This is a genomic window from Streptomyces sp. NPDC016309 (genome assembly GCF_043077235.1).
In the GTDB taxonomy this organism is placed as follows: Bacteria; Actinomycetota; Actinomycetes; order Streptomycetales; family Streptomycetaceae; genus Streptomyces.
Genome location: NZ_JBIBSG010000003.1, coordinates 1 through 23,316, shown reverse-complemented (window position 1 = coordinate 23,316; position 23,316 = coordinate 1). Strand labels below are relative to the sequence as shown.

Here is a 23,316-nt window from a genome sequence, read left to right as displayed (position 1 = left end):
CCCGGCCGCCCGGCCGGACGGGATCAGCCGTGGCTGCGCGCCTCCACCGGGCCGACCGCCGCGGCCACCGCGTCGGCCAGCGGCTCCAGGTCCGCCAACGGCAGCCCCGAGACGGTGAGCCGCACGCCGGGGCCGGCCGCCATCCGGAACCGGGCACCCGGCGCCACCGCCCACCCCGCGTGCAACAGACGGGCCACCGCGCCGGTCTCGTCGGCCACCGGCACCCAGACGTTCATCCCGCTGCGCCCGTGGGCCTCGACGCCCCTCCTCGCCAGGGCCGCCACGAGCGTGTCGCGCCGCTCCGCGTAGGCCGCCGCCACCGCGCCCCGGTCCACCGCGCCGGTCTCCCACAGGTGCACCACCGCACGCTGCAACAGGCGGCTCACCCAGCCCGGCCCGAGGCGCTGCCGCCCCTGCACCCGGTCGATGGTGACCGGGTCGCCGGTCAGGGCCGCGACCCGGAGGTCGGGCCCGTACGCCTTGGCGACGGACCGCACCATCACCCAGTGGTCCGTCACCCCGGCCAGCGGGTGCAGCGGCACGTCGACGAAACCGTGCCCGTGGTCGTCCTCGATCAGCAGCACGCCCGGGTGGCGGGCCAGCAGCCGCCGCAGCTCGGCCGCCCGCGCCCGGCCCAGCGCCGCGCCGGTCGGGTTCTGCGCCCGGTCGGTCACGACGAGCGCCCGGGCCCCCGCGTCCCGCAGGGCCCGCTCCACGGCGTCCGGCAGGGGGCCGTCGTCGTCGACGGCGACCGGCACGGGCTTGAGCCCGAGCGCCGACACCAGGTCCAGGAGGGCGCCCCAGCCGGGGTCCTCGACCGCCACGGCGTCCCCGGGCCGCAGGTGGACGTTCAGCACGCGCTCGACGGCGTCCAGCGAACCGGACGCCACGGCGACCGGGCCGTCCGGCACGCCGTCGGCGTCCAGCGCCGCCCGGGCGAGCCGCGCGAAGTCCCCGTCCACCGCCGGCCGCCCGTAGAGCCCGGGCTCCTCGGCGTCACGCCGCGCCGCGGCCGCCAGCGCCTCGCCGAGCGGGGGCAGCAGGGCCGGGTCGGGGTTGCCCTGCCCCACGTCCCGTACACCCGCCGGCGCGTCGATCCGGAGCGACCCGCGCGCGGTGGTGGCGGGGCGCGGCCGCACCCGACTGCCCCTGCGCCCGGCCGTCTCGATCACACCGCGCTCGCGCAGGGTGCGGTAGGCGGCCGCGACCGTATTGGGGTTCACTCCCAGAACCGCCGCCAACTCCCGCATGGGCGGCAGGAGTTGACCCGGCTCCAGTCCTCCCGAGCTGACCCCCCGCTCGACACTGGCGGCGATCTCCGATGCGCGGCGGCCGACGATCCGATACTCTCCTAGCACAAACGAGATTATGCACTAGTGCAATGGAGAGCGCAATGCCGCAGGACACCACCGACTACCGGCCCACCGACCGCACGGTCCCCACCCGCTCCCGGGACCGCGCCTCGTACGACCGCGAACTGGTGCACGCGATACTCGACGAGGCGTACGTCTGCCACCTCGGGTTCGTCCGCGACGGCGCACCGGTCGTCCTGCCCACGCTGTACGGACGCGTCGGCGAGCGCCTCTACGTCCACGGCTCCACCGGCTCGCGTCCGCTGCGCATGGCGGGCCAGGCCGACCCGGGCCTCGCCGTCTGCCTGACCGTCACCCACGTCGACGGCCTGGTGCTGGCCCGCTCCGCCTTCCACCACTCGCTCAACTACCGCTCGGTCGTGGTGCACGGCATCGCCCACCAGGTCACCGACCCCGAGGAGAAGCGCATCGCGCTCGACGCCCTCGTCGACCACGTCGTCCCGGGCCGCTCCGCGGACTCCCGCCCGGCGAACGCCAAGGAGCTCGCCGCGACCGCCGTCCTCCGCCTGGACCTCGACGAGGTGTCCGCCAAGCTCCGCACCGGCGGCCCCAACGACGAGCCTGAGGACCTCGCGCTCCCCCACTGGACCGGCGTCGTCCCACTGGCGACGGCCTACGGGACCCCGGTGCCGGCCTCCGACCTGGATCCGTCCGTGCCCGTGCCCGACTACGTCACCGCACTCTGACGCGGGGAGGCCGGGGCGGCGGGGCGGGGCGCCGGGGGCGCGGCCACCCGCCGCTGACGGGCGGTCCGCCCGCTAAGGGGCGGCCCGTCCGGCCGCCACCTCGTCCTCGGGCAGCACGTGGTCCGACCCGGCCACCGGACCGGAAGGCGCCTTGGGCGTGGACGACTGGGCGATGAAGGCCCCCACCAGCACGACCGCGCCGCCCAGCACCTGCGGCCCGGACAGGTGCTCCTCCAGCAGCACCCACGCCAGGACGGTCGCGATCACGGCCTCCAGGCAGGCGACCACGCCCGCGACCTGCGGGGAGAGCCGCCGGACGGAGATGACGCCGGTGACGTACGCGAGGACGGTGGCGATCAGCACGATCCAGCCGAGCAGCAGCCACGCCGGCATCGTGGACCCGCCCATGTCGGCGGTGCCGCCCAGCAGGGACCAGTCGATGCCCCACGGGCGGGCGATGACGGTGAGGACGAGCGAGCCGAAGAGCAGGCCGTAGGCGATGACGCCCAGCGGGTCGGCCGGCTCCGCTCCGTCGCCGCCGTGGTCCGAGAGGACGAAGTAGCCCACCTGGCAGCAGGCGGCGCCGAGGGCGAGCACCAGGCCGAGCAGGTCGAAGCGCAGCCCGGACCACACCTCCACCACGCACGCGAGCCCGCCGACCGCGAGGACCACGCCGACCGCGGCGGCCCGGGTGACCGCCCTCCGCTGCACGAACCGCACCCAGCCGAGCACCAGCGCGGGCGCCAGGTACTCGATGAGCAGTCCGACACCCACGGGGACTCGCGAGATGGCGGCGAAGTAGCAGGCCTGGACGCCCGCCACGGCGAGCAGGCCGAAGCCGGCGAGCAGTGCGGGCCTGGTACGCAGCAGGTCGCGGTGGCGCCAGGCGACGGGCAGCATCACGAGCGCGGCGCCGGTCGCCCGCAGCCACACCAGTTGGAGCGGGTCGAGCCCCGCCTCGATCAGCGGCTTGGCCGCGACACCTGATCCACCGAAAGCGAAGGCCGATGCCAGGGCGAGTCCCAGGCCGGCGCTTCTCCCCTGAGACGCGTGCATCGGCACATCATGGCAGCGTCGCGTCAGGAGCGTAAAGGCCGTGACACCTGTTGAGACGGCTCCTGGATCCGCCGGAACGCGCGCCCCCCCACCGGGACCACGGCGCCGACGGCCGGCGGAACCAGGCGGACGTGAGGCTCACGGGCTTCCCGGCCGAGGCGGCCCGGACCGTCGCCGCGGGGCGGACGGGGGACGGCGGAACGACGGAGGGTCCCGCGGCCGGTGCCGTGGGACCCTCCGTCGTTCCGCCGCCGGCGGCTCAGTGCTCGTCGGCCAGGATCAGGTAGAGCTTCTTGCGGGCGTCGTTGATGACGGTCAGCGCCTTCCGCCGCTGGTCGGCGTCCCCGGTCTTCCAGACCTGCCCGAAGGCCTCGAGCAGCCCGAAGCCGGCCTGCCGGACCTCCTGCACGGCCTCCCAGTCGACGCCGCGCCCCGCCTCTTCCCACGGGGCGTCCGCGCCCGCTTCGGCCTCGGCGCGCCCCTCGTCGGTGAGCGTGAACAGCTTCTTGCCGCCGTCGCTGCGGCTGGCGATCAGGCCCTCGTCCTCCAGCAACTGGAGCGTCGGGTAGACCGAGCCGGGGCTGGGCCGCCAGGCACCGCCGCTGCGCTCGGCGATCTCCTGGATCATTTCGTAGCCGTGCATCGGGCGGTCCTTCAGCAGGGCGAGGATCGAGGCCCGGACGTCACCGCGCCGCGCTCGTCCACGGCCGCCGCCCCGGCCGCGGCCGCCACCGAAGGGGCCGCCGCCGAACGGCCCGCCGCCGAAACCCGGCCCGAACGGGCCGAAGGCGCCTCGCCGCCCGTCGAACTCCCCGTGGCGCTCCCCACCCCGGCCCCGATGGCCGGGTCCACAGTTCCCGTGCGTACGCATCTCGCACGCTCCTTCCATCGTTGATCTGTCGCGATGCGTCAACGATATATCGGAATAGTTCGTCGGGCAACACCCCTCGAACGGGCCGGACGGCCGGATCCCCCGGAAGAGGCCGCCCACCACGGATTGGCCTTGGTCCCGAGGGCCGCGGCGGCCCTACGGTCGGCCCATGCGGATTCGAATCGTCGACGCCTTCACCGATCGCCCCTTCTCCGGCAACCCGGCCGGCGTCCTGCTCCTGGACGCCTTCCCGGACGACCACCGGCTCCAGCAGGTCGCCGCGGAGGTCAACCTCTCCGAGACGGCCTTCGCCCACCCGCTGCCCCCGGGCGGCGAGGCCGACTGGGCGCTGCGCTGGTTCACGCCGGTCGCCGAGGTCGACATGTGCGGCCACGCCACGCTCGCCACCGCGCACGTCCTGCACAGCACCGGGCGTGCGACCGGCACCGTCCGCTTCGCCGCGCGGTGCGGCCCGCTCTCCGCCACCGCGGCCCCGGACGGTTCCCTCACGCTGGACTTCCCCACCTCGACACTGACGCCCGTCCCCGCCCCGGACGGCCTGGCCAAGGCGCTGGGCGCGGACGTGGTGTCCGTCCACGACACCGCCGCCCACATCGGTGACCTGCTGGTCGAGCTGCCGGACGAGCGGTCCGTACGGTCCCTCGCACCGGACTTCGCCGCCCTGACCACCCTGTCGGACCGGGGCGTCATCGCCACGGCCGCCGCGGACGACCCAGGTCGCGGGTACGACTTCGTCTCCCGCTGCTTCTTCCCGGCACTCGGCATCGACGAGGACCCGGTGACCGGCAGCGCGCACACCGCTCTCGCGCCCTTCTGGTCCGCGCGCCTCGGCCGTGACGAGCTGACCGGCCTCCAGGGCGGGGCCCGGACCGGGCTGGTGCGCACGGCGCTGCGGGGCGGGCGGACGCTGCTGACGGGTGACGCCGTGACGGTCATCGAGGGCGACCTGCTGGTCTGAGGCCGCACCGCGCGGGCCCCGGCACGACGAAGGGGCGTACGGACACCTCCGTACGCCCCTTCGTCCCACCGCGCCTCACGCCGTGGGCAGCCACCCCACCCGGCCCGCCAGGACCGCGTACCCGACGAACGCCACGATGTCGAGCAGCGCGTGCGCCACGACCAGCGGCCCCACCCGGCCCCACCGCCGGTAGAGCAGCACGAAGACCACGCCCATCACCATGTTGCCGATGAACCCGCCGATGCCCTGGTACAGGTGGTACGAGCCCCGCAGCACCGAACTGGCCGCCAGCGACGCCCCGGGGCTCCACCCGAGCTGGTCCAGCCTCCGCAGCAGGTAGCCGACGACGATGACCTCCTCCAGTACGGAGTTCTGGACCGCCGACAGGATCAGCACCGGGTACTTCCACCACACCTCGGGCAGCGCCTCGGGCACCACGGTGAGGTTCGCCCCCGCCGCCCGCGCGGCCAGGTAGAAGGCGAGTCCCGCGCTGCCGATGCCGGCCGCGACCAGCGCCCCGCGCCCCAGGTCCGGCCACGGCCGGCTCCGGTCGAAACCGATGGCCCGCAGCCCCGCGCCCTCGCGGGTCAGCAGGTGCGCCACCAGCGCGACGGGCACCAGCGCGGTCGCGATCCCGAAGAGCTGCCAGGCCAGGTCCAGCCAGGGCCGCCCCGGTGCGTACGAGCCGTTGAGCGTCGCCGCCTGGTCCTTCAGCCCGCCCGGTTTCGTCAGCGACCCGATGAAGCTGATCAGCGCGGACACCCCGCTCGCCCCGAGGGAGAGGGCCAGGACGAGCACCGTCTCGGACCGCAGGGTCCGTACCCCCACGCTCTCCGCGGGAAGAGATCCAGCCACGTACGCGCACCTGCCTCGGGTCGACCGTCTGGGACGTCACAGCTTGCCCGACGGTCGCGCCGCCGACCCGGCCGGGGCCCGCGCGACGGCCTCCCCTGCCCTCAGCCCTCCAGTCGCGCCGAGGGCTCCCCGGGGAAGCCGACCGGCCAGGTGTGGACCGGGTGCCCCTGGCGCATCAGCCGGCAGTACTGCCGGGTGGTGGCGGCCAGCGCCGCCTCCCGCCCGAGCCCGGCCTCCAGCGCCCGGTGGAACGTCTCCACCTGCCAGGAGGCGCCGTTCACCCTGCGCTTGCAGCGCTCCTCGATGATCCCGAGGTAGCGCCTGCGGTCGGTGGGCTCCACTCCCCACGCGTCCAGGCCCGCGGCGGCCAGCGGCAGCAGCTCGTCCCGCACCAGCTTCACCGCCGGCACCGTGGTGACCCCGCCGCCCCGCCCCGGTCGCGGCCAGCGCAGCTCGGCCTCGATGCCGTACCGGCAGGCCGCGTCGAAGTTCGCGGCGGCGTCCTCGAAGGAGAGACGCCTCCACACCGGCCGGGCCTCCTCGGCGAGCGCGCGCACCAGGCCGTAGTAGAAGGCCGCGTTGGCGAGCACGTCGTCCACGGTCGGGCCGGCCGGCAGCACCCTGTTCTCCACGCGCAAGTGCGGCACGCCGTCCACGACCCCGTACACCGGCCGGTTCCAGCGGTAGACCGTGCCGTTGTGCAGCGCGAGTTCCGCGAGGGCCGGGACGCCGCCCTCGTCCAGGACGCGCAGCGGCTCCTCCTCGTCGCAGATCGGGAGCAGCGCGGGGAAGTACCGCACGTTCTCCTCGAACAGCTCGTACGCCGACGAGACCCACCGCTCCCCGAACCAGGTGCGCGGCCGTACGCCCTGGGCCTGGAGCTCGGGCGGGCGGGTGTCGGTGGCCTGGGTGAACAGCGGCGGGCGGGACTCGCGCCACAGCTCCCGGCCGAACAGGAACGGGGCGTTGGCCCCCACCGCGATCTGGACTGCGGCGATGGCCTGGGCCGCGTTCCACACGTCGGCGAAGCGCTCCGGGGTGACCTGGAGGTGCAGTTGCACCGAGGTGCAGGCCGCCTCCGGGACGATGGAGCTCGCGGTGCAGCTCAGCCGCTCCACGCCCTCGATGTCGAGGGTGAAGTCCTCGCCCCGCGCGGTCACTATCTCGTCGTTGAGCAGCCGGTAGCGGTCGACGTCCGAGAGGTTCGCCGACACCAGGTCGTCCTGGGCCAGCGTGGGCAGGATGCCGATCATCACGATGCCGGCGTCCACCTCCTGCGCCTTGCGGTGCGCGTACGCCAGGCCGGTGCGCAACTCCTCGGCGAGCTGGTCGAAGACGCGGCCGCCGAGCCGGTGCGGGGCGATGTTCACCTCAAGGTTGAACATTCCGAGTTCCGTCTGGAAATCCCGGCTCGCGATCCTCTCCAGCACCTCGGCATTCATCATCCGCGGCATGCCGTCGGCACCCGCCAGATTCAGCTCGATCTCCAGCCCCACGAGATTGCGTGGCCGGTCGAACCTCTTGTCGGCAAGGAGTCGCTCCAGTCCCGTCAGGCACTCCTGGAGTTTCCTGCGGTACCTCTGCCGATCGGACAGGTCGAAGCCGCCTGCCGCGATCTTCTCCCCCATCGAAGTGTCCCTCCTCGAGTGGGCGGCGCGCGGCATCCTCCGCTCGCGTCACGGACGATAATGCCCAGCCGGACTGATCTGTAACGCCCACATCGGCAGGCCGTGGACGGTAGGCTGGTTACGATGTTTGTCCGGCACATTCCGGAGGCATGAGGCAGCGGGCGGTTACCGCCTCCGGCACCGGGTCCGGGCCCGCGGGACCCGGCCGGCGGACGGTGGAAACGGCGGCGCCATTCGGCCTACCGCGTGCCGGACAACGCCGCTGGCAGTGGCCTCGGGCCCCGCGGGAAATCCACAGATACCTCGCGAATTGAAGACCCGATTCGGCCTTGTCGGCAATATCGCCGACGGCTAGCGGAAACATCGCGTGAACACGTGTCGTATAAACTCCGCGACGAGGCAGAGAGTCGAGTCCGGCCACGGCCCGTCGGCCCTCCGGCACCCTCTGACCCCGAAGCTGACACTGCCGTCCGCACCCTCCCCCGCATCACCCTGTCTCTTGACTGAGAGGCGACCCACCATGCCGCTCCATGTCTCCCCGGCCCCCGCGGCTGCCCTGCGCAGTGTCCTCGCGGCGCTCGGCTCGCCCGCCGTCCGCGAGGCCCACACCCCCGCTCTCCGGTCCGTCCAGGGACCGCTGAGCCCCGAACTCCCGCTGCCCGTCCACGTCCTGGACGTCCGCGACCAGACGGTCCCGCCCGTCGGCGCACCGCGTACCCGGCTGACCGGCTGGCGATTCCAGATCCGCAACGGCGACCGGGCGGTCGCCGCCGCGGACACCGTCCTGACGCCCGACGGCTGGGCCTTCTCCCATTTCTTCGAGGGCCCCTACCTGGTCTCGACGGAGCGGGCGCTGCGCCAGGCCGAGACGATGGCGACCCGGCACCAGCCGCGCCTGCTGTCCGTACCCGACCTGTACATGCTGACGCTGTGGCTGCACGCCGATCCGGAGGCCGACCCCGCGGCCGGCGCCCCCGCCCCCGGGGACCTGCTGGTGCCGCTCGCGCCCGCGCCCCCGGGGATCGCCTCGCACCTGCCGTACCGGGTCGCCGACCTGCTGCCCGTGCTGACCCTGCGACTGGTGCCGCCTCCGTTGCTGGAGTCAACGGCGTGACATCACCCCGGTCCGATCGGACTAGCCCGCTGGGGCCATGCCGAACCACCCGAAGGGACAGTGGGGTTGAGCTGAACCATCCACGCGGGTGACACGTCATTAAGCAGTAGGAAGCGCTGCCGCGAAATCCCTGCGGATTGACGCCCGTGGGGCAACACTGGGAACGGACCGACCGACAAACGGGGGGCGGCCATGAACACCGCATCGAGCCGCAGGACACACACCACACCGCAGCGAAAGAACCGACCCATGTGCCAGCACCAGCCAGCCTGTCCGACCGCCGACTCCGCCGACAGGGAGGCGGCCCGCCTGGTGGCCCACCACCCGGAACAGGGCTGGAGCCTGCTGTGCAACGGCGTCCTGCTCTTCGAGGACACCGGTGAACTGCTGCCGGACGGCAAGATCATCGCGCCGCACCGGCCGCTGAGCGCCGCGAAGGTCGTGACCGCCGCCTGAGGCACCGCACGACGAAGGGCCGGTACGGGAAACCCCGTACCGGCCCTTCGTCATGGCGGTCAGTTGTCGTACTCGTCCAGCGGCGGGCAGGAGCAGACCAGGTTGCGGTCGCCGAACGCGCCGTCGATACGGCGCACCGGCGGCCAGTACTTGTCCGCGGCGGAGACACCGGCCGGGAAGACGGCCTCCTCACGGCTGTACGCGTGCGTCCACTCGCCGCCCAGCGCCGCCGCGGTGTGCGGGGCGTTGCGCAGCGGGTTGTCCTCGGCGGGCCACTCGCCCGACCCGACCTTCTCGATCTCCGCGCGGATCGCGATCATCGTGTCGCAGAACCGGTCGAGCTCGGCGAGGTCCTCGCTCTCGGTCGGCTCGATCATCAGGGTGCCGGCCACCGGGAACGACATGGTCGGCGCGTGGAAGCCGTAGTCGATCAGCCGCTTGGCGATGTCGTCGACGCTGACGCCGGTCGCCTTGGAGATCGGCCGCAGGTCCACGATGCACTCGTGCGCCACCAGCCCGGCCGGGCCGGTGTACAGCACCGGGTAGTGCGGCTCCAGGCGCTTGGCGATGTAGTTGGCGGCCAGCACGGCCACCTGCGTCGCCCGCTTCAGGCCCTCGCCGCCCATGAGGCGGACGTACGCCCAGGAGATCGGCAGGATGCCGGCCGAACCCCACGGCGCCGCCGAGATGGGGCCGACGCCGGTCTCCGGACCCGCGGCGGGCTGGAGCGGGTGGTTGGGCAGGTACGGGGCGAGGTGCGCCCGGACGCCGACCGGACCGACACCGGGGCCGCCACCGCCGTGCGGGATGCAGAACGTCTTGTGCAGGTTGAGGTGCGAGACGTCGCCGCCGAAGTGGCCCGGCTTGGCGAGGCCCACCAGCGCGTTGAGGTTGGCGCCGTCGACGTACACCTGGCCGCCGGCCTCGTGGACCTGGGCGCAGATGTCCGCGACGTGCTCCTCGAACACGCCGTGCGTGGACGGGTAGGTGATCATCAGTACGGACAGCTCGTCGCGGTACTGCTCGATCTTGGCGCGCAGGTCCTCGACGTCGATCTCGCCGTCGTCGGCGGTCTTGACGACCACGACCTTCATCCCGGCCATCACGGCGCTGGCGGCGTTGGTGCCGTGCGCGGACGAGGGGATCAGGCAGACCGTGCGCCGGGTGTCGCCGTTGGCGCGGTGGTAGGCGCGGACGGCGAGCAGACCGGCCAGCTCGCCCTGCGAACCCGCGTTGGGCTGGATGGAGACCTTGTCGTAGCCGGTGACCTCGGCGAGACGCTCCTCCAGCTCCTGGATCAGGGTCAGGTAGCCCTGCGCCTGGTCGACCGGCGCGAAGGGGTGCATCTGGCCGAACTCGGTCCAGGTCACCGGCTCCATCTCGGTGGTCGCGTTCAGCTTCATGGTGCAGGAGCCGAGCGGGATCATGCCGCGGTCCAGCGCGTAGTCACGGTCGGCGAGCTTGCGCAGGTAGCGCAGCATCGCGGTCTCGGACCGGTGCGCGTGGAAGACCGGGTGGGTGAGGTACGCGTCGGAGCGCAGGCGCTCCGCCGGCAGCACGTCCGCGGTGGCGGAGTCCAGCACCTCGATGTCGCCGGACACGCCGAAGGCGTCCCACACGGCGGCGAGCTGGGCGCGGCCGGTGGTCTCGTCACAGGCGGCGGAGACGTGGTCGGCGTCGACGAGACGGAGGTTGACCCCGTTCTCGCGGGCGGCGGCGACGACGTCGGCGGCCCGGCCCGGAACCCGGGCGGTGACCGTGTCGAAGAACGTGCCGTGGACGACCTCGACACCGCCCGCACGCATGCCCTCGGCGAGGAGCGCCGCGTACCGGTTGACGCGCTGGGCGATCTGCTTCAGCCCGTCGGGGCCGTGGTAGACCGCGTACATGCCGGCCATGACGGCGAGCAGCACCTGGGCGGTGCAGATGTTGCTGGTGGCCTTCTCGCGGCGGATGTGCTGCTCACGGGTCTGGAGGGCCAGGCGGTACGCCTTGTTGCCGTCCGCGTCGACGGAGACGCCGACGAGCCGGCCGGGCAGGCTGCGGGCGAAGGTCTCGCGCACGGCCATGTAGCCGGCGTGCGGGCCGCCGAAGCCCATCGGCACACCGAAGCGCTGGGTGGTGCCCACGGCGATGTCGGCGCCGAGCTCACCGGGCGAGGTGAGGAGGGTCAGCGCCAGCAGGTCGGCGGCGACCGTGACGATCGCGCCCAGCTCGTGCGCCCGGTCGATGATGGGCTTGATGTCCCGTACGGCACCGGAGGCGCCCGGGTACTGGAGCAGGACGCCGAAGACACCGCGCTCGGCGACCTCGGCCGGGATGCCCTCGCTCACGTCGGCGACGACGACCTCGACGCCGGTCGGCTCGGCGCGGGTCTCGATGACGGCGATGGTCTGCGGCAGGGCGTCGGCGTCGACCAGGAAGACGCCGTTCTTGACCTTGCCGACGCGGCGGGCCAGCGACATGGCCTCGGCGGCGGCGGTGCCCTCGTCGAGCAGCGAGGCGCCGGAGGTGGGCAGCCCCGTCAGGTCGGCGACCACGGTCTGGAAGTTGAGCAGCGCCTCCAGGCGGCCCTGCGAGATCTCCGGCTGGTACGGGGTGTACGCGGTGTACCAGGCCGGGTTCTCCATGACGTTGCGGAGGACGACCGGCGGGGTGAAGGTGCCGTGGTAGCCGAGGCCGATCATGGGCGCCAGGACCTGGTTGCGGTCGGCGAGCGAGCGCAGCTCGGCCAGGACCTCGGCCTCGGTGCGCGCGGCGGGCAGCCCCAGCGCCTCGGCGCTCTTGATCACATCCGGCACCGCGGCAGCCGTGAGCTCGTCGAGCGAACCGTAGCCGACCTGCGCGAGCATCTTGGCTTGGGCCTCTTCGTCGGGCCCGATGTGCCGCTGCTCGAACGGGATGCCCTGTTCGAGTGCGGAGAGCGGAATGCGGTTGGCGGTCATTGGCGGAGGCCTCCTGGTCGATACGACCTGCGAGGGGCACCACGGCGCGGGTGCCCGGACGGCCTCCCCCTCTGTCATCTCAACCTGAGAGCTTCACCGGACCTCCCCATGGCGGGGCGGGCCGGCTTTCACCGTCGGTGAGAGCGGATGCCGTCCGACGCCCGCCCTGCTTTCCAGAGTGACCTCGTCCGTGCGGTACCGGGTGCCTGAGAGATTCCGGGGAGGATTTGCTCCTTCGGCGCCTCCGAAAGGTTTCTCCGGAGGACTCTCCCGCACGGGGTCAGCGGCCGTCTGCCAGCCTACCAGCGCGGTCCCGGCCCGATCCCTCGAGTGGCCGACGTCACCGAAGTGCACTTTCGTAGTGTTGACAGAGCCGGTTGCGACCCGTTGGAGGGACCGTGCAGACCGATATCGATCCGCGCAGCCTGATCGGCCGCAAGGCCTTCGATCGCAACGGCCACAAGATCGGCACCGTCGACGAGGTCTACCTGGACGACGCGACGGGCGCACCGGAGTGGGCCGCCGTCCGCACGGGCCTGTTCAGCCGGGACGCCTTCGTGCCCCTGGACCCCAGCGAGCTGGCCGAGGACGGTCTGCACGTCCCCTTCGACCGCGGCCTGATCAAGGACGCTCCGGACTTCGGCGTGGGCCGGCACCTGTCGCCGGAGCAGGAGCTCCAGCTCTACCACCACTACGGGCTCGCGCTCCCGCCGCCGCCGTCCACGGACCGCGACTTCGGCAAGGTCGCCGGCCAGGAGGACTGACCCGCCACGAGCGGCAGCGGGTCCGACGGCTCCAGGTCCGGGTCGTCGGACCGGAACGTGCGCACCCGCCCGGGCGCCGACCCGGGTTCCTCGAACCGCACGGTCACCCGGCCCAGCCCGCTGCCCTGCACCCAGCCCGCGCCGTACGCGGCGTGCCGCACGTCCTGGCCCGCCGACCACCGCCGCGCCTCCGGCTCCGCCGCACCCGGCTCCCCCGCCGCGGCGCCCGCACCCGGCAGCGGGGCCCCCGCGGCCGTCCCGCCGGCCACCGCCCCGGGAGCAGGCGGCCCCTCGCCGTGCGTGCCCCCGCCGCCGGCGCCCGCCGCGCCGGAACCGGTGGCGTCCGCGCCCACCGCCGCCACGCGCTCCGCGGCCCCGCCCTCCGACGGCCCCGGCTGCCCCTCCGCGGCCGCCCGCTCCGCCGCGGCCTGGGCGAACAGGTCCTCCTGCGTGTAGTCCGCCAGCCCCGTGACCCCGACGCCCAGCAGCCGCACCCCGCCCGTGGTGTCCACCGCGTCCAGCAGCCGCGCCGCGGCCTCGCGCACCACCACGGGGTCGTCCGTCGGGCCGCGCAATGTCTCCGACCGGGTCAGCGTGGAGAAGTCGTACCTCCGCACCTTGAGCACCACCGTCCGCCCCGACCGGCCCGCGCCGCGCAGCCGCCGCACGCACCGCTCGGCCAGCCGCTCCACCTCCGTCCGCACCCGCACCCGGTCGTGCAGGTCCACGTCGAAGGTGTCCTCCACGGACACGGACTTGGCGTCCCGCTCCGCCACCACCGGCCGGTCGTCGTATCCCATGGCCATCCGGTACAGCGACTCCCCGTGCGCCTTCCCCAGCAGCCGTACCAGCTCGTCCTCGCCCGCCGCCGCCAGGTCCGCCACCGTCGTCATCCCCGCCCGCCGCAGGTGCTCCCCGGTGGCGGGCCCCACCCCCGGCAGGATCCGCACCGACTTGGGGTCCAGCAGTTCGCGCTCCGTCCCGGGCTCGATCAGCACCAGCCCGTCCGGCTTGGCCTCCTCCGAGGCGATCTTCGCGATCATCTTGGAGCCGGCCAGCCCGACGGAGCCGGTCAGTCCGGTCACCGCGCGGATGTCCCTGCGCAGCCGCTCACCGGCCTCCCGGGCCGTCTGCGCGTCATGGGCCGAGCCACCGGCCTCCAGGTCTACGAAGGCCTCGTCGAGGCTCAGCGGCTCCACCAGGGGCGACAGCCCCCGCAGCAGTTCCATGACCTGGTCGCTCACCGAGCGGTAGAGCGAGAAGCGCGGCACCAGGTACGCGGCGTTCGGCGCCAGCCGCCGCGCCTGCGCCATCGGCATCGCCGAATGGACCCCGAACCGCCGCGCCTCGTACGACGCGGTGGCGACGACCCCGCGCGGTCCCAGCCCGCCGACCACCACCGGCTTGCCGCGCAGACTCGGCTTCGCCGCCTGCTCGGCGGCCGCGAAGAAGGCATCCATGTCCAGATGCAGGATCGTCGGCGCGGCTCTCACACCACTGATGCTGCCGCACACCACTGACAATCGCCCGCACACCCGTGCGGAACGCGGCGGTCAGACGGCCCGGTCGCGACGCCTGCGCGCCAGTTCGTCGGAGGGGTTGTGCCGCACCAGGGTCTCGCCGGTGTCGACGCGCTCCCCGTGGAGCTGCGACAGCGCCGCCTCCACGTCCCGCCACACCACGCCCACGGCGATCCCGAAGACGCCCTGGCCGCCCTGGAGCAGATCGACGACCTCGTCCGGCGAGGAGCACTCGTAGACGGTGGCGCCGTCGCTCATGAGCGTCATGCGCTCCAGGTCGCCGACGTCCCGGGCGCGCAGGTGCTGCACGGCCGCGCGGATGTTCTGGAGGGCGACCCCCGTGTCCAGGAACCGCTTGACGATCTTGAGGACGACCACGTCCCGGAAGCTGTAGAGCCGCTGGGTGCCGGATCCGTACGCGGGCCGCACGCTCGGCTCCACCAGCCCAGTACGGGCCCAGTAGTCGAGCTGCCGGTACGTGATGCCCGCGGCCGCGCACGCGGTGGGGCCCCGGTAGCCGATCGTTTCCGGGGCCTCGTCGGCCCCTTCGCCCGGGTCTGCCGCCACGGCGTCGGCACCCGCGCCACCGGCCACTCCCGCCGGGAACCGGTCGGCCGTGCTCCCGTAGAGCGGATACGGCCCGCTCGTCCCCAGACTTCGTCCGGGGAGGCCCCCAGTCGCACCGTCGCCGCTGCTCATCACGCCGACCCTCCGTCCTTGACCTGCCATCTCGACGGTAGGCAGTCGCCAGGGGTGCGTCAACGATCGCCACACTCGGCACGCCGAGTGATAATCACCCTGAGAGTGGTTTCTCGTATCCCGAATACGGGTAGAGATGGCCGAATGGGCGGAAAGCCCTCACCTCGGACCCCGATCGGCGCTCCCCGGACCACCCCGCGAACGTCCGTTCGCGGACGGCGGGCGACGCGCAGGGCCGACCCCGACGGCCCCTCGGCGGGCATCCCCCCGAGGGCCGCACCACCGGCAGGACCACCGGCCTCCCGGAGCCACGGCCGTACCACGCCGGCTCACCGGGCCGTAGGCCTCACTGGCTGCTGGTGCCGAAGTCCTCGGGCGAGATCTGGTCGAGGAACTCGCGGAACTTCTCCACCTCGTCCTCCTGCTCGTCCGGGATGGCGATCCCCGCGTCGTCGAGGACGCCGTCGCTCCCGTAGATCGGAGTCCCGGTGCGCAGGGCCAGCGCTATGGCGTCGGAGGGCCGGGCGCTCACCTCCACCCCGCTGGCGAAGACCAGCTCCGCGTAGAAGACCCCTTCGCGCAGATCCGTGATCCGGACCTCGGTCAGCTCCTGGCCCACGGCCTCGAGGACGTCCTTGAAGAGGTCATGGGTGAGCGGCCGGGCGGGAGCCATGCCCTGCTGGGCGAAGGCGATCGCCGTCGCCTCTCCCGGACCGATCCAGATCGGGAGGTACCGGTCGCCTCCCACTTCACGCAGGAGCACGATCGGCTGGTTGGACGGCATTTCCACCCGGACACCGACAACATCGAGCTCGTTCACATTGCAACCCTAGGACGTGCCGGACCGGTTTGGATAGTCGGGCTCTGTCAAGATCAGTGCAAGCGGACGCCGAGAGCCGTCTGAACCAGGGCCGCGTGCAGCCGCACGGACAGCGCCGCCAGCTCCTTCACGGTCGCCTCGGCATGGGCCCTGGTCTGCGGGTTCCTGTGCCTGCGCAAGGGCGCCACGACCTGTTCGACCAGGCCCGCCTCCCGCTCGGCGGCGGCCTTCACCGCCCGCAGGTGCCTCGGTTCGAGACCGAATCTGCCCAGATCCGCCACCAGCCTGGCGACGGTGACCGCCTCGGCGTCGTACCCGCCGTCCACGCCCTGCACGACGAGCCCGTACGACTCCCATTCGGCCAGCTCGTCCTCCCCGGCCCCCGCGGCGGCCAGGAGCTCCGCCCGGCCCACCCGGGCGGCGGTCGGCCGGTCCTCCGCGGGCGGCTCCCAGAGGTCCCCGTCCTGGGGCTCGCGCTGCGGTCCGGGAGCGGCCGGGAGCTCCACGCGCTCACCGCGCTCCACGGCGTCCAGATGCTCCCGGATCACCTTCAGCGGCAGGTAGTGGTCCCGCTGCATCCGCAGGATGCGCGCCAGCCGCTCCACGTCCCGCGGGCTGAACTTCCGGTACCCGGAAGCCGTCCGCCGCGGCTCGACGAGCCCCTCGGCCTCCAGGAACCGGATCTTGGAGATGGTGACCTCGGGGAACTCCTCGCGCAGCTGGTTGAGCACCGTCCCGATGCTCACCAGCTGATCGGCCGCCCCGGCGGTGCCGTTGCCGGCACCGCCCGTCGTGGTTCGCAGCATGGGCCTCCCCTGCCGGGTCACACGCCCCGCTGGCTCGCGTAGAAGACCAGCCGGTACTTGCCGATCTGCACCTCGTCACCGTTCGCCAGCGGGACCGAGTCGATCCGCTCACGGTTGACGTAGGTGCCGTTGAGGCTGCCGACGTCGGAGACGGTGAAGCTGCCGTCGGGCGACCTGCGGAACTCCACGTGGCGCCGCGACACCGTCACGTCGTCCAGGAAGATGTCGCTCTGCGGGTGCCGCCCCGCCGTGGTCAGGTCGCTGTCCAGCAGGAAGCGGCTGCCCGAGTTCGGACCGCGCCGCACCACCAGGAGCGCCGAGCCGAGCGGCAGCGCCTCGACGGCCGCCTGGGCCTCGGGCGACAGCGACGGAAGCTGCGTCTGGCCGGTGACCTCGGAGTCGTACGCCTCCAGGCCGGAGATCGAGATCGTCGACGTCGTCTCGGACGCGCGCTCCGCCGGCGCTCCGCCGCGCAGCGGCGCGCCGCAGTTGGAGCAGAACCGGCTCGCCTCGGCGTTGCGGTGCCCGCACCTCGTACACACCGGCATGGACGAATCCTCCTGCCGCGGCTGGCCCGCGTGGGCGTTCGTCGCGTACGGGTCGGAGGCAAACCCTCCACCCGCACTCGAGGTTGATGGTTCCCCGAAACCTATGCGGCCGGAACCGGCAGGGTCAACAGACGCGCCCTGGCCCCCCGGAATGTCACCACCCGCCACCTCGTCACGGAAGAGCGGGCGCTCGCCACCCTGCTCCTCACCCTGGCCATGGCGCGGCGCGCGATGCCTGGCGTTGCCGCCGTCCTCGCGTGCGCTCTTGCCGAACAACTTCGCAAACAACTTCACGGGCGATTCCCCTTGAACGAAACAGACCCGCCCGTGGGGCAGGACGAACCCTGAATGAACACACCTGCCGACCCGGACACCATCACAACGTCCGTATCCTCCGGACAGTTTCCATCACGCGCCACGTATGTGGTGCGCCGACCCCCCGCAACCCGCCACTCCCGCGCCCGTCTTCCGGTTCCCGCCGTACGTCCGCGCATGCCGGACCGCTTTCCGCGCCCCGGCCCGTCACCGAGGACGGGTTCTCGCCGCATGTCCCCCATGTACCCCCGCCTCACTGCGATGACGACCGAGCGTAGTCAGGCCGCTCCGCCGGTCGCAAGGCGTCCACGACGATCTTCTGCGACCGGGTGACCGTAGCGGTGGCCTGCTCCTTCTCCAGCGTCTGGACGACGCCTCCCGGGATGTTCAGCGCCGGTTCGAGGTCCTGGGGCTTGCCGATGACCTTGAAGCGGTAGGGCGCCTTCACCTTCCGGCCGTCCACCTCGATGTCCCCCGCGTCACCGGAGAAGTAGGTGTCGGCGACGACCCGGACGCCGTTCACCTGGATCGCCTCGGCGCCCGCGGCCCGCAGCTCCTGGATCGCGTCGAGCAGCATGTCCGACTCGACCGCACCGGCACCGTCGTCGATGGTCAGCGTGATGCCGGGACCCTGGGCGGCCACGGTACCGGCCAGGACGCCGAGCTGCCGCTCCTTTTCCAGCGTCTGCTTGCGTGCCTCTTCCGCCTGGTCGGAGCTGTTCTCCAGCTCGGTGCGCTGGTCCTCCAGGCGTGCCTTCTCGTCCTCCAGGCGCTGCGTGCGGTCGTCGAGCTCGTCCAGGATCCGCACCAGGTCCTCCTGGCGCGCGCCCCGCAGTGCACCGGTGTCGCTGGTCGACCGGACCTGGATGGCCAGGCCCAGCCCCAGCCCGAACAGCAGGACGGCCACGATGAGTTGCGCTCGTGTGACGCGCGGGGGCCACAGCCCGGCCGCCAGCCGCTGCCGCCCGGTCCTGGCCTCCGCCGTCGCCTCCTGCCCGGGGGCGGGGTCGGGGGCGGGCGTGGGAGTGGGGCCGGCGCCGGGGGCGGGGTCGGGGGTGGGGGTGGGGGTGTTGTCGGGTGTCTCTTCGTGGTTGCTCATCGGCCTCACGCCCGGAACACGTGCCGCCGGATGGCGGCCGCGTTGGAGAAGATCCGGATGCCGAGCACGACGACCACGCCGGTGGAAAGCTGCGCGCCGACGCCCAGCTTGTCGCCGAGGAACACGATCAGCGCGGCCACGACCACGTTCGACAGGAAGGAGACGACGAAGACCTTGTCGACGAAGATCCCGTCGAGCATGGCCCGCAGGCCGCCGAACACCGCGTCCAGGGCGGCCACGACGGCGATCGGCAGGTAGGGCTCGACCACCGCCGGTACCTCGGGCCGGACGAACAGTCCGACCACGACTCCCACGACGAGGCCCAGTACGGCGATCACGATGTGCCCTTCCCTGTGTCGGCCGTGCCCTGCCCGTCACCCGTCCCGGGCCCGGTGTCGCTCGGCTGTGCTGTACGTACGATCAGGCTCGGCGCCGCCGGCAGGCGCACCTCGCCCTGGTCCGAAATGCTGGTGCGGATACCGAAGTTCTCCTGGAGCACGCTCAGGTACTGCCCGTCGGCGCTGTCCTGGAACGCCGTGCGGAGCTTCTTTCCGTCCCCGACCGCCAGCACCGTGTACGGCGGCACCAGTGGTTTGTTGTCGACCAGTATGGCGTCGCCCGCCGCGCGGATGGCCGACAGGGCGGTCAGCCGCTGTCCATTGATGGCGATGGCCTCCGCGCCCGCCTGCCACAATCCGTTGACGACCCGCTGCATGTCGCGGTCCCGGACCCGGCCGGTGTCGGCGAACCCGCTCGATTCCCGCGGCCCGCCACCACCCTCGTCGGTGCCCTTGGCGTCGTCCACGACCAGTCGCACGCCCGGTCCCCGGACCGGCGTCGCCCCGGACAGCAGCGCGACAAGCTGCCCCTGGTCCCCGCCGTGCTGCTCCAGGGCCTTGCGCTGCCGCTCCCCCACCTCGGTGCGGAGCGACTCGATGTCCTTCTCCAGGCGGTCCGCCGCCGAGGTCTCCGACCCGATGCGGTCGATCAGCTCCTCGCGCTCCTTCGCCACCACCGGTGCCGATATCTGCGCCTGCGCCGCGCCGAGGGTGACCACGAACGCGGCCAGTACCAGCCCGGCCGCCAGTCCCAGTTTCGCGCGGACTGTACGGGGCAGGCCGCCGCCCTCGGCGGCCTTGCGGGCCGAGGCCTCCGCGTACCCGTCGTCCAGCGCGTGGTCCATCACATTGGTCAGCAGCGACATGGACGCATCGGGACGCGGAGGCGGGGAGCCGGTGCTCCGATCGGGGGGCTGCTGCGACATGCCGCACATCGTCGCACGTCGGAGGGGCTACCGCCGAATGGCCCCACCGGTGAGCCGGAAGGCGCCCTGGACGCGCCTTCCGGCTCACCGTTCGGTCCCGCCCGGACGCGTCAGCGGCCGGCGCTGTCCACCACGGCGGCCCACTCGTCCAGCAGTGCCTCTGCGGACGCGTCGTCCGGGCCCTCCGCCCACAGATGGGTGACGGCTTCCGCCGGGTCGGGCAGCACCATCACCCACCGGCCGTCGGCCTCGACGACGCGGACGCCGTCGGTCGTGTCCACGTGCCGGTCCCCGGCCGCCTCCACGACCCGCCGCATGACCAGACCCTTGACGGCCCACGGCGTCGCCAGGTCCCGCTTCAGCACGTGCGCCCGCGGGATGCGCGCGTCGATCTGGCTGAGGGTGAGCTGGGTACGCGCCACCAGCCCGATCAGCCGCACGAACGCCGCCGTACCGTCGAACACGCTGCTGAACTCGGGAACGATGAAGCCACCCCGGCCGTCGCCACCGAAGATCGTCGACTCCTCGCGGCCGACCCTGGTGAGGTCGTCCGGCGAGGTCGTCGTCCAGTCGACCTGGGTGCCGTGGTACGCCGCCACCTGCTCGGCGATCCTCGTGGTCGTCACCGGAAGGGCCACGCGCCCGCTGCGCCGCTCGGCGGCCACCAGGTCCAGCATCACCAGCAGCGCCCGGTCGTCCTCGATGATCCGGCCGCGCTCGTCGACCAGCGACAGCCGCTCGCCGACCGTGTCGAACCGGACACCGAACGCCGCCCGCGCCGACGCCACTATCTCGCCGAGCCGCACCAGCCCCGCACGACGGGACTCGGCGGACTCGGTGGGCCGCGACTCGTCCAGGCCGGGGTTGATCGTCAGTGAGTCGACACCGAGCCGCCCCAGGAGGCTGGGCAGGACGAGTCCCGCGCTTCCGTTGGACGCGTCGACGACGACCTTGAGGCCGGCGTCGGCGACGCCGGTCGTGTCCACGTTCCGCAGCAGCGATCCGGTGTACGAGTCGAAGACGCTGGACGGGAAGCTGAGGTCGCCGATCTCGCCGGGGAAGGCGCGCCGGTACTCCTGGCGTGCGAACACCCGGTCCAGCTTGCGCTGCCCCGCCTGCGACAGGTCGGCGCCCCGCTCGTCGAAGAACATGATGTCCACCGAGTCGGGCACACCCGGCGTCGTCCGGATCATGATGCCGCCGGCACTGCCCCGGGCGGTCTGCTGTCGTGCCACGGGCAGCGGGACGTTCTCCAGGTCGCGTACGTCGATGGCGCTGGCCTGGAGCGCGGAGATCACCGCCCGCTTGAGCGCCCGCGCGCCCCGGGAGTGGTCACGCGCCGTGGTGACGGTGGCCCCCTTCTTCAGCGTCGTCGCGTACGCCCCCGCCAGCCGTACCGCCAGCTCAGGGGTGATCTCGACGTTCAGGATGCCGGAGACGCCGCGCGCGCCGAAGAGGTGCGCCTGTCCACGTGATTCCCAGATCACCGAGGTGTTGACGAATGCGCCGGCCTCGATGGTCTTGAACGGATAGACCCGGACATTGCCCTGCACGATCGATTCTTCACCGACGAGGCATTCGTCGCCGATGACGGCACCGTCCTCGATGCGGGCGGCCCGCATGATGTCGGTGTTCTTGCCGATCACACAGCCCCGGAGATTGCTGTGCTGGCCGATGTAGACATTGTCGTGAACCACGGCCTTGTGCAGGAACGCGCCGCTCTTCACGACCACGTTCGATCCGACGACCGTGTGCTCGCGGATCTCGACTCCGGCTTCGACCTTGGCGTAGTCCCCGATGTAGAGGGGCCCGCGCAGGACGGCGTCCGGGTGTACCTCGGCGCCTTCGGCGACCCAGACGCCCGGGGAGATCTCGAAGCCGTCCACTTCGACGTCGACCTTGCCCTCGAGCACGTCGGCCTGTGCCTTGACGTAGCTCTCGTGCGTGCCGACGTCCTCCCAGTAGCCCTCGGCGACATAGCCGTAGATCGGCTTGCCTTCCTTCATGAGCTGCGGGAAGACGTCTCCGGACCAGTCGACCGGAACGTCCGCCTCGACGTAGTTGAAGACCTCCGGCTCCATGACGTAGATGCCGGTGTTCACCGTGTCGGAGAAGACCTGACCCCAGGTGGGCTTCTCGAGGAAGCGCTCCACCTTGCCTTCCTCGTCCACGATGGTGATACCGAACTCCAGCGGGTTCGGCACCCTCGTCAGACAGACGGTGACCATCGCGCCCTTTTCCTTGTGGAAACGGATCAGGTCGGTCAGGTCGAAGTCGGTGAGCGCATCACCGGAAATGACGAGGAACGCGTCGTCCTTCAGTGCGTCCTCGGCGTTCTTGACGCTTCCCGCAGTACCGAGTGGCTTCTCCTCGTTGGCATAGGTCAGTTCCATGCCGAGTTCTTCGCCGTCGCCGAAGTAGTTCTTTACGAGCGACGCGAGGAACTGTACGGTCACAACGGTCTCATTGAGCCCGTGCCGTTTGAGCAGCCTCAGCACGTGCTCCATGATCGGCCGGTTGGCCACCGGCAGGAGCGGCTTGGGCATGCTCGAGGTCATGGGGCGAAGGCGGGTTCCCTCGCCACCGGCCATTACGACGGCCTTCATGTCGGAAGCGTCCTCCTTGCAGAGATGACGGTCAAGCCGACTTCACCCGTCCGGGACAGTGTCCTCTTACGTCGAACAGGTACTGGCAATCACTGCACCGCACCGGACAGACGGGCTCAATCGGCCACGGTATCCGCCTTGACAAGTCGGCGGACCTGGACCACATAGAGGATCCCTGCCCACCAATAGAGAGTTGTACCCCATCCGGCGAACGCCCACCCGAAAACTTCAGCGAGTGACGAAAGCCAGCCCGTCCCGTCACTGAGCAGGAGGAGCGGGAAGGCGTACATCAAGTTGAACGTCGCCGCCTTGCCGAGGAAGTTCACCTGCGGCGGCGGATACCCGTGCCGGCGGAGGATTCCCACCATCACCAAGAGCATCAGCTCGCGGGCCAAAAGCGCCACGGTCAGCCAGAGCGGCAGGATCTCACGCCATGTCAGACCGAGCAGGGTGGAAAGGATGTAGAGCCGGTCGGCCGCCGGGTCCAGGAGTCGACCGAGGCTGCTGATCTGGTTCCAGCGCCGGGCCAGCTTGCCGTCGAGGTAGTCGCTGACCCCACTGAGCATGAGGACGAGCAACGCCCAGCCGTCGCTCTTGGGCCCGCCGAACTCAGGGCGGAGGATCAGCCACAGGAACAGTGGCACCCCAGCGAGGCGAGCCATGCTGAGGATGTTGGGGATGGTGAGGACCCGGTCCGTCTGAACGCGAGTCTCCTGTACCTCCACCCGGGGCCTCCTGGGAAACGTGCCAACGATGCCCCCTGACTTTACCGTCAGCCGGAAGGGGCCGGCGCACAGGGGTGTCGGGCCTCCGCGTGAACGCAGAAAAGCCCCGCACCAGAAGGTGCGGGGCTTTCCCACAATAATTGTTCGGCGGCGTCCTACTCTCCCACAGGGTCCCCCCTGCAGTACC

General features: G+C 72.0%; 21 protein-coding genes and 1 riboswitch. Of the genes, 5 read left to right on the top strand and 16 right to left on the bottom strand.

From position 1 onward, the window contains the following. Positions 1–23: 23 nt before the first annotated feature. Complete coding sequence (locus ACF068_RS07950; protein ID WP_392273306.1) at positions 24–1,358, bottom strand: aminotransferase class I/II-fold pyridoxal phosphate-dependent enzyme; 1,335 nt, start codon at positions 1,356–1,358, stop codon at positions 24–26. A gap of 23 nt (positions 1,359–1,381) precedes the next feature. Here ACF068_RS07950 and ACF068_RS07945 point away from each other — a divergent pair, with 23 nt between their 5' ends. Beyond that, positions 1,382–2,059: a pyridoxamine 5'-phosphate oxidase family protein gene (locus tag ACF068_RS07945; protein WP_392273305.1), complete on the top strand. Its 678-nt coding sequence runs from the start codon at positions 1,382–1,384 to the stop codon at positions 2,057–2,059. A 72-nt stretch (positions 2,060–2,131) separates the two neighbouring features. On the opposite strand, the gene ACF068_RS07940 is transcribed toward ACF068_RS07945, so the two are convergent. Together ACF068_RS07940 and ACF068_RS07935 are read right to left on the bottom strand one after the other, a co-directional pair. Further along, positions 2,132–3,115 carry a DMT family transporter gene (locus ACF068_RS07940; RefSeq protein ID WP_392273304.1) on the bottom strand — a complete coding sequence of 328 codons (984 nt, stop codon included), beginning with the start codon at positions 3,113–3,115 and terminating at the stop codon, positions 2,132–2,134. Between the two features lie 259 nt (positions 3,116–3,374). Then, positions 3,375–3,986, bottom strand: coding sequence for a PadR family transcriptional regulator (locus ACF068_RS07935; protein WP_392273303.1), 612 nt, complete (start codon positions 3,984–3,986; stop codon positions 3,375–3,377). 169 nt (positions 3,987–4,155) lie between these two features. On the opposite strand from ACF068_RS07935, the gene ACF068_RS07930 reads away from it, so the two are divergent. Continuing rightward, positions 4,156–4,965, top strand: a complete 810-nt coding sequence (locus ACF068_RS07930) for a PhzF family phenazine biosynthesis protein (protein ID WP_392273302.1) — start codon at positions 4,156–4,158, stop codon at positions 4,963–4,965. Positions 4,966–5,040: 75 nt separating this feature from the next. Here the strand turns inward: ACF068_RS07930 and ACF068_RS07925 are convergent, their stop codons facing one another. Then, complete coding sequence (locus ACF068_RS07925) at positions 5,041–5,820, bottom strand: CPBP family intramembrane glutamic endopeptidase (RefSeq protein WP_392273301.1); 780 nt, start codon at positions 5,818–5,820, stop codon at positions 5,041–5,043. A 101-nt stretch (positions 5,821–5,921) separates the two neighbouring features. Next, positions 5,922–7,448: a glutamate-cysteine ligase family protein gene (locus ACF068_RS07920; protein WP_392273300.1), complete on the bottom strand. Its 1,527-nt coding sequence runs from the start codon at positions 7,446–7,448 to the stop codon at positions 5,922–5,924. A 520-nt stretch (positions 7,449–7,968) separates the two neighbouring features. On the opposite strand from ACF068_RS07920, the gene ACF068_RS07915 reads away from it, so the two are divergent. Further along, positions 7,969–8,562 carry a hypothetical protein gene (locus ACF068_RS07915; protein WP_392273299.1) on the top strand — a complete coding sequence of 198 codons (594 nt, stop codon included), beginning with the start codon at positions 7,969–7,971 and terminating at the stop codon, positions 8,560–8,562. A gap of 249 nt (positions 8,563–8,811) precedes the next feature. Continuing rightward, complete coding sequence (locus ACF068_RS07910) at positions 8,812–9,018, top strand: DUF5999 family protein (RefSeq protein WP_392273298.1); 207 nt, start codon at positions 8,812–8,814, stop codon at positions 9,016–9,018. Between the two features lie 59 nt (positions 9,019–9,077). On the opposite strand, the gene gcvP is transcribed toward ACF068_RS07910, so the two are convergent. Beyond that, the gene (gene gcvP, locus ACF068_RS07905; protein WP_392273297.1) at positions 9,078–11,963 is read right to left on the bottom strand and encodes an aminomethyl-transferring glycine dehydrogenase; all 2,886 of its coding nucleotides are present in this window, start codon (positions 11,961–11,963) and stop codon (positions 9,078–9,080) included. 183 nt (positions 11,964–12,146) lie between these two features. After that, a riboswitch (glycine riboswitch) is annotated at positions 12,147–12,246 on the bottom strand. Positions 12,247–12,361: 115 nt separating this feature from the next. Between gcvP and ACF068_RS07900 the strand changes: the two genes are divergently transcribed. Further along, positions 12,362–12,727: a PRC-barrel domain-containing protein gene (locus ACF068_RS07900; protein WP_392273296.1), complete on the top strand. Its 366-nt coding sequence runs from the start codon at positions 12,362–12,364 to the stop codon at positions 12,725–12,727. On the opposite strand, the gene ACF068_RS07895 is transcribed toward ACF068_RS07900, so the two are convergent. The 10 genes from ACF068_RS07895 to ACF068_RS07850 all read right to left on the bottom strand — a co-directional run bounded on the left by ACF068_RS07895 (position 12,655) and on the right by ACF068_RS07850 (position 23,129). Next, on the bottom strand, positions 12,655–14,220 hold the full coding sequence (locus ACF068_RS07895; RefSeq protein ID WP_392273295.1) for a DNA polymerase IV: 1,566 nt from the start codon (positions 14,218–14,220) through the stop codon (positions 12,655–12,657). The two genes, ACF068_RS07900 and ACF068_RS07895, sit on opposite strands and share 73 nt — an antisense overlap. Positions 14,221–14,280: 60 nt before the next feature. Further along, positions 14,281–14,946: a MerR family transcriptional regulator gene (locus ACF068_RS07890; RefSeq protein ID WP_392273294.1), complete on the bottom strand. Its 666-nt coding sequence runs from the start codon at positions 14,944–14,946 to the stop codon at positions 14,281–14,283. A 346-nt stretch (positions 14,947–15,292) separates the two neighbouring features. Beyond that, positions 15,293–15,766, bottom strand: coding sequence for a bifunctional nuclease family protein (locus ACF068_RS07885; protein WP_004002801.1), 474 nt, complete (start codon positions 15,764–15,766; stop codon positions 15,293–15,295). Positions 15,767–15,819: 53 nt separating this feature from the next. Further along, entirely contained in the window at positions 15,820–16,572 is a 753-nt protein-coding gene (locus tag ACF068_RS07880; RefSeq protein WP_392273293.1) for a MerR family transcriptional regulator, read from the bottom strand. 17 nt (positions 16,573–16,589) lie between these two features. After that, positions 16,590–17,522: an FHA domain-containing protein gene (locus tag ACF068_RS07875; protein ID WP_392273847.1), complete on the bottom strand. Its 933-nt coding sequence runs from the start codon at positions 17,520–17,522 to the stop codon at positions 16,590–16,592. A 166-nt stretch (positions 17,523–17,688) separates the two neighbouring features. Then, positions 17,689–18,534 carry a DUF881 domain-containing protein gene (locus ACF068_RS07870; RefSeq protein ID WP_392273292.1) on the bottom strand — a complete coding sequence of 282 codons (846 nt, stop codon included), beginning with the start codon at positions 18,532–18,534 and terminating at the stop codon, positions 17,689–17,691. A gap of 5 nt (positions 18,535–18,539) precedes the next feature. After that, positions 18,540–18,872, bottom strand: a complete 333-nt coding sequence (locus tag ACF068_RS07865; protein ID WP_031069011.1) for a small basic family protein — start codon at positions 18,870–18,872, stop codon at positions 18,540–18,542. Beyond that, positions 18,869–19,798, bottom strand: a complete 930-nt coding sequence (locus tag ACF068_RS07860) for a DUF881 domain-containing protein (RefSeq protein ID WP_392273291.1) — start codon at positions 19,796–19,798, stop codon at positions 18,869–18,871. The genes ACF068_RS07865 and ACF068_RS07860 overlap by 4 nt, the downstream gene beginning before the upstream one ends. Before the next feature lie 110 nt (positions 19,799–19,908). Further along, entirely contained in the window at positions 19,909–22,404 is a 2,496-nt protein-coding gene (locus tag ACF068_RS07855) for a sugar phosphate nucleotidyltransferase (protein WP_392273290.1), read from the bottom strand. Positions 22,405–22,520: 116 nt separating this feature from the next. After that, a complete protein-coding gene (locus ACF068_RS07850; RefSeq protein WP_073755560.1) occupies positions 22,521–23,129 on the bottom strand; it encodes a CDP-alcohol phosphatidyltransferase family protein in 609 nt (202 codons plus the stop codon). Positions 23,130–23,316 lie beyond the last annotated feature (187 nt).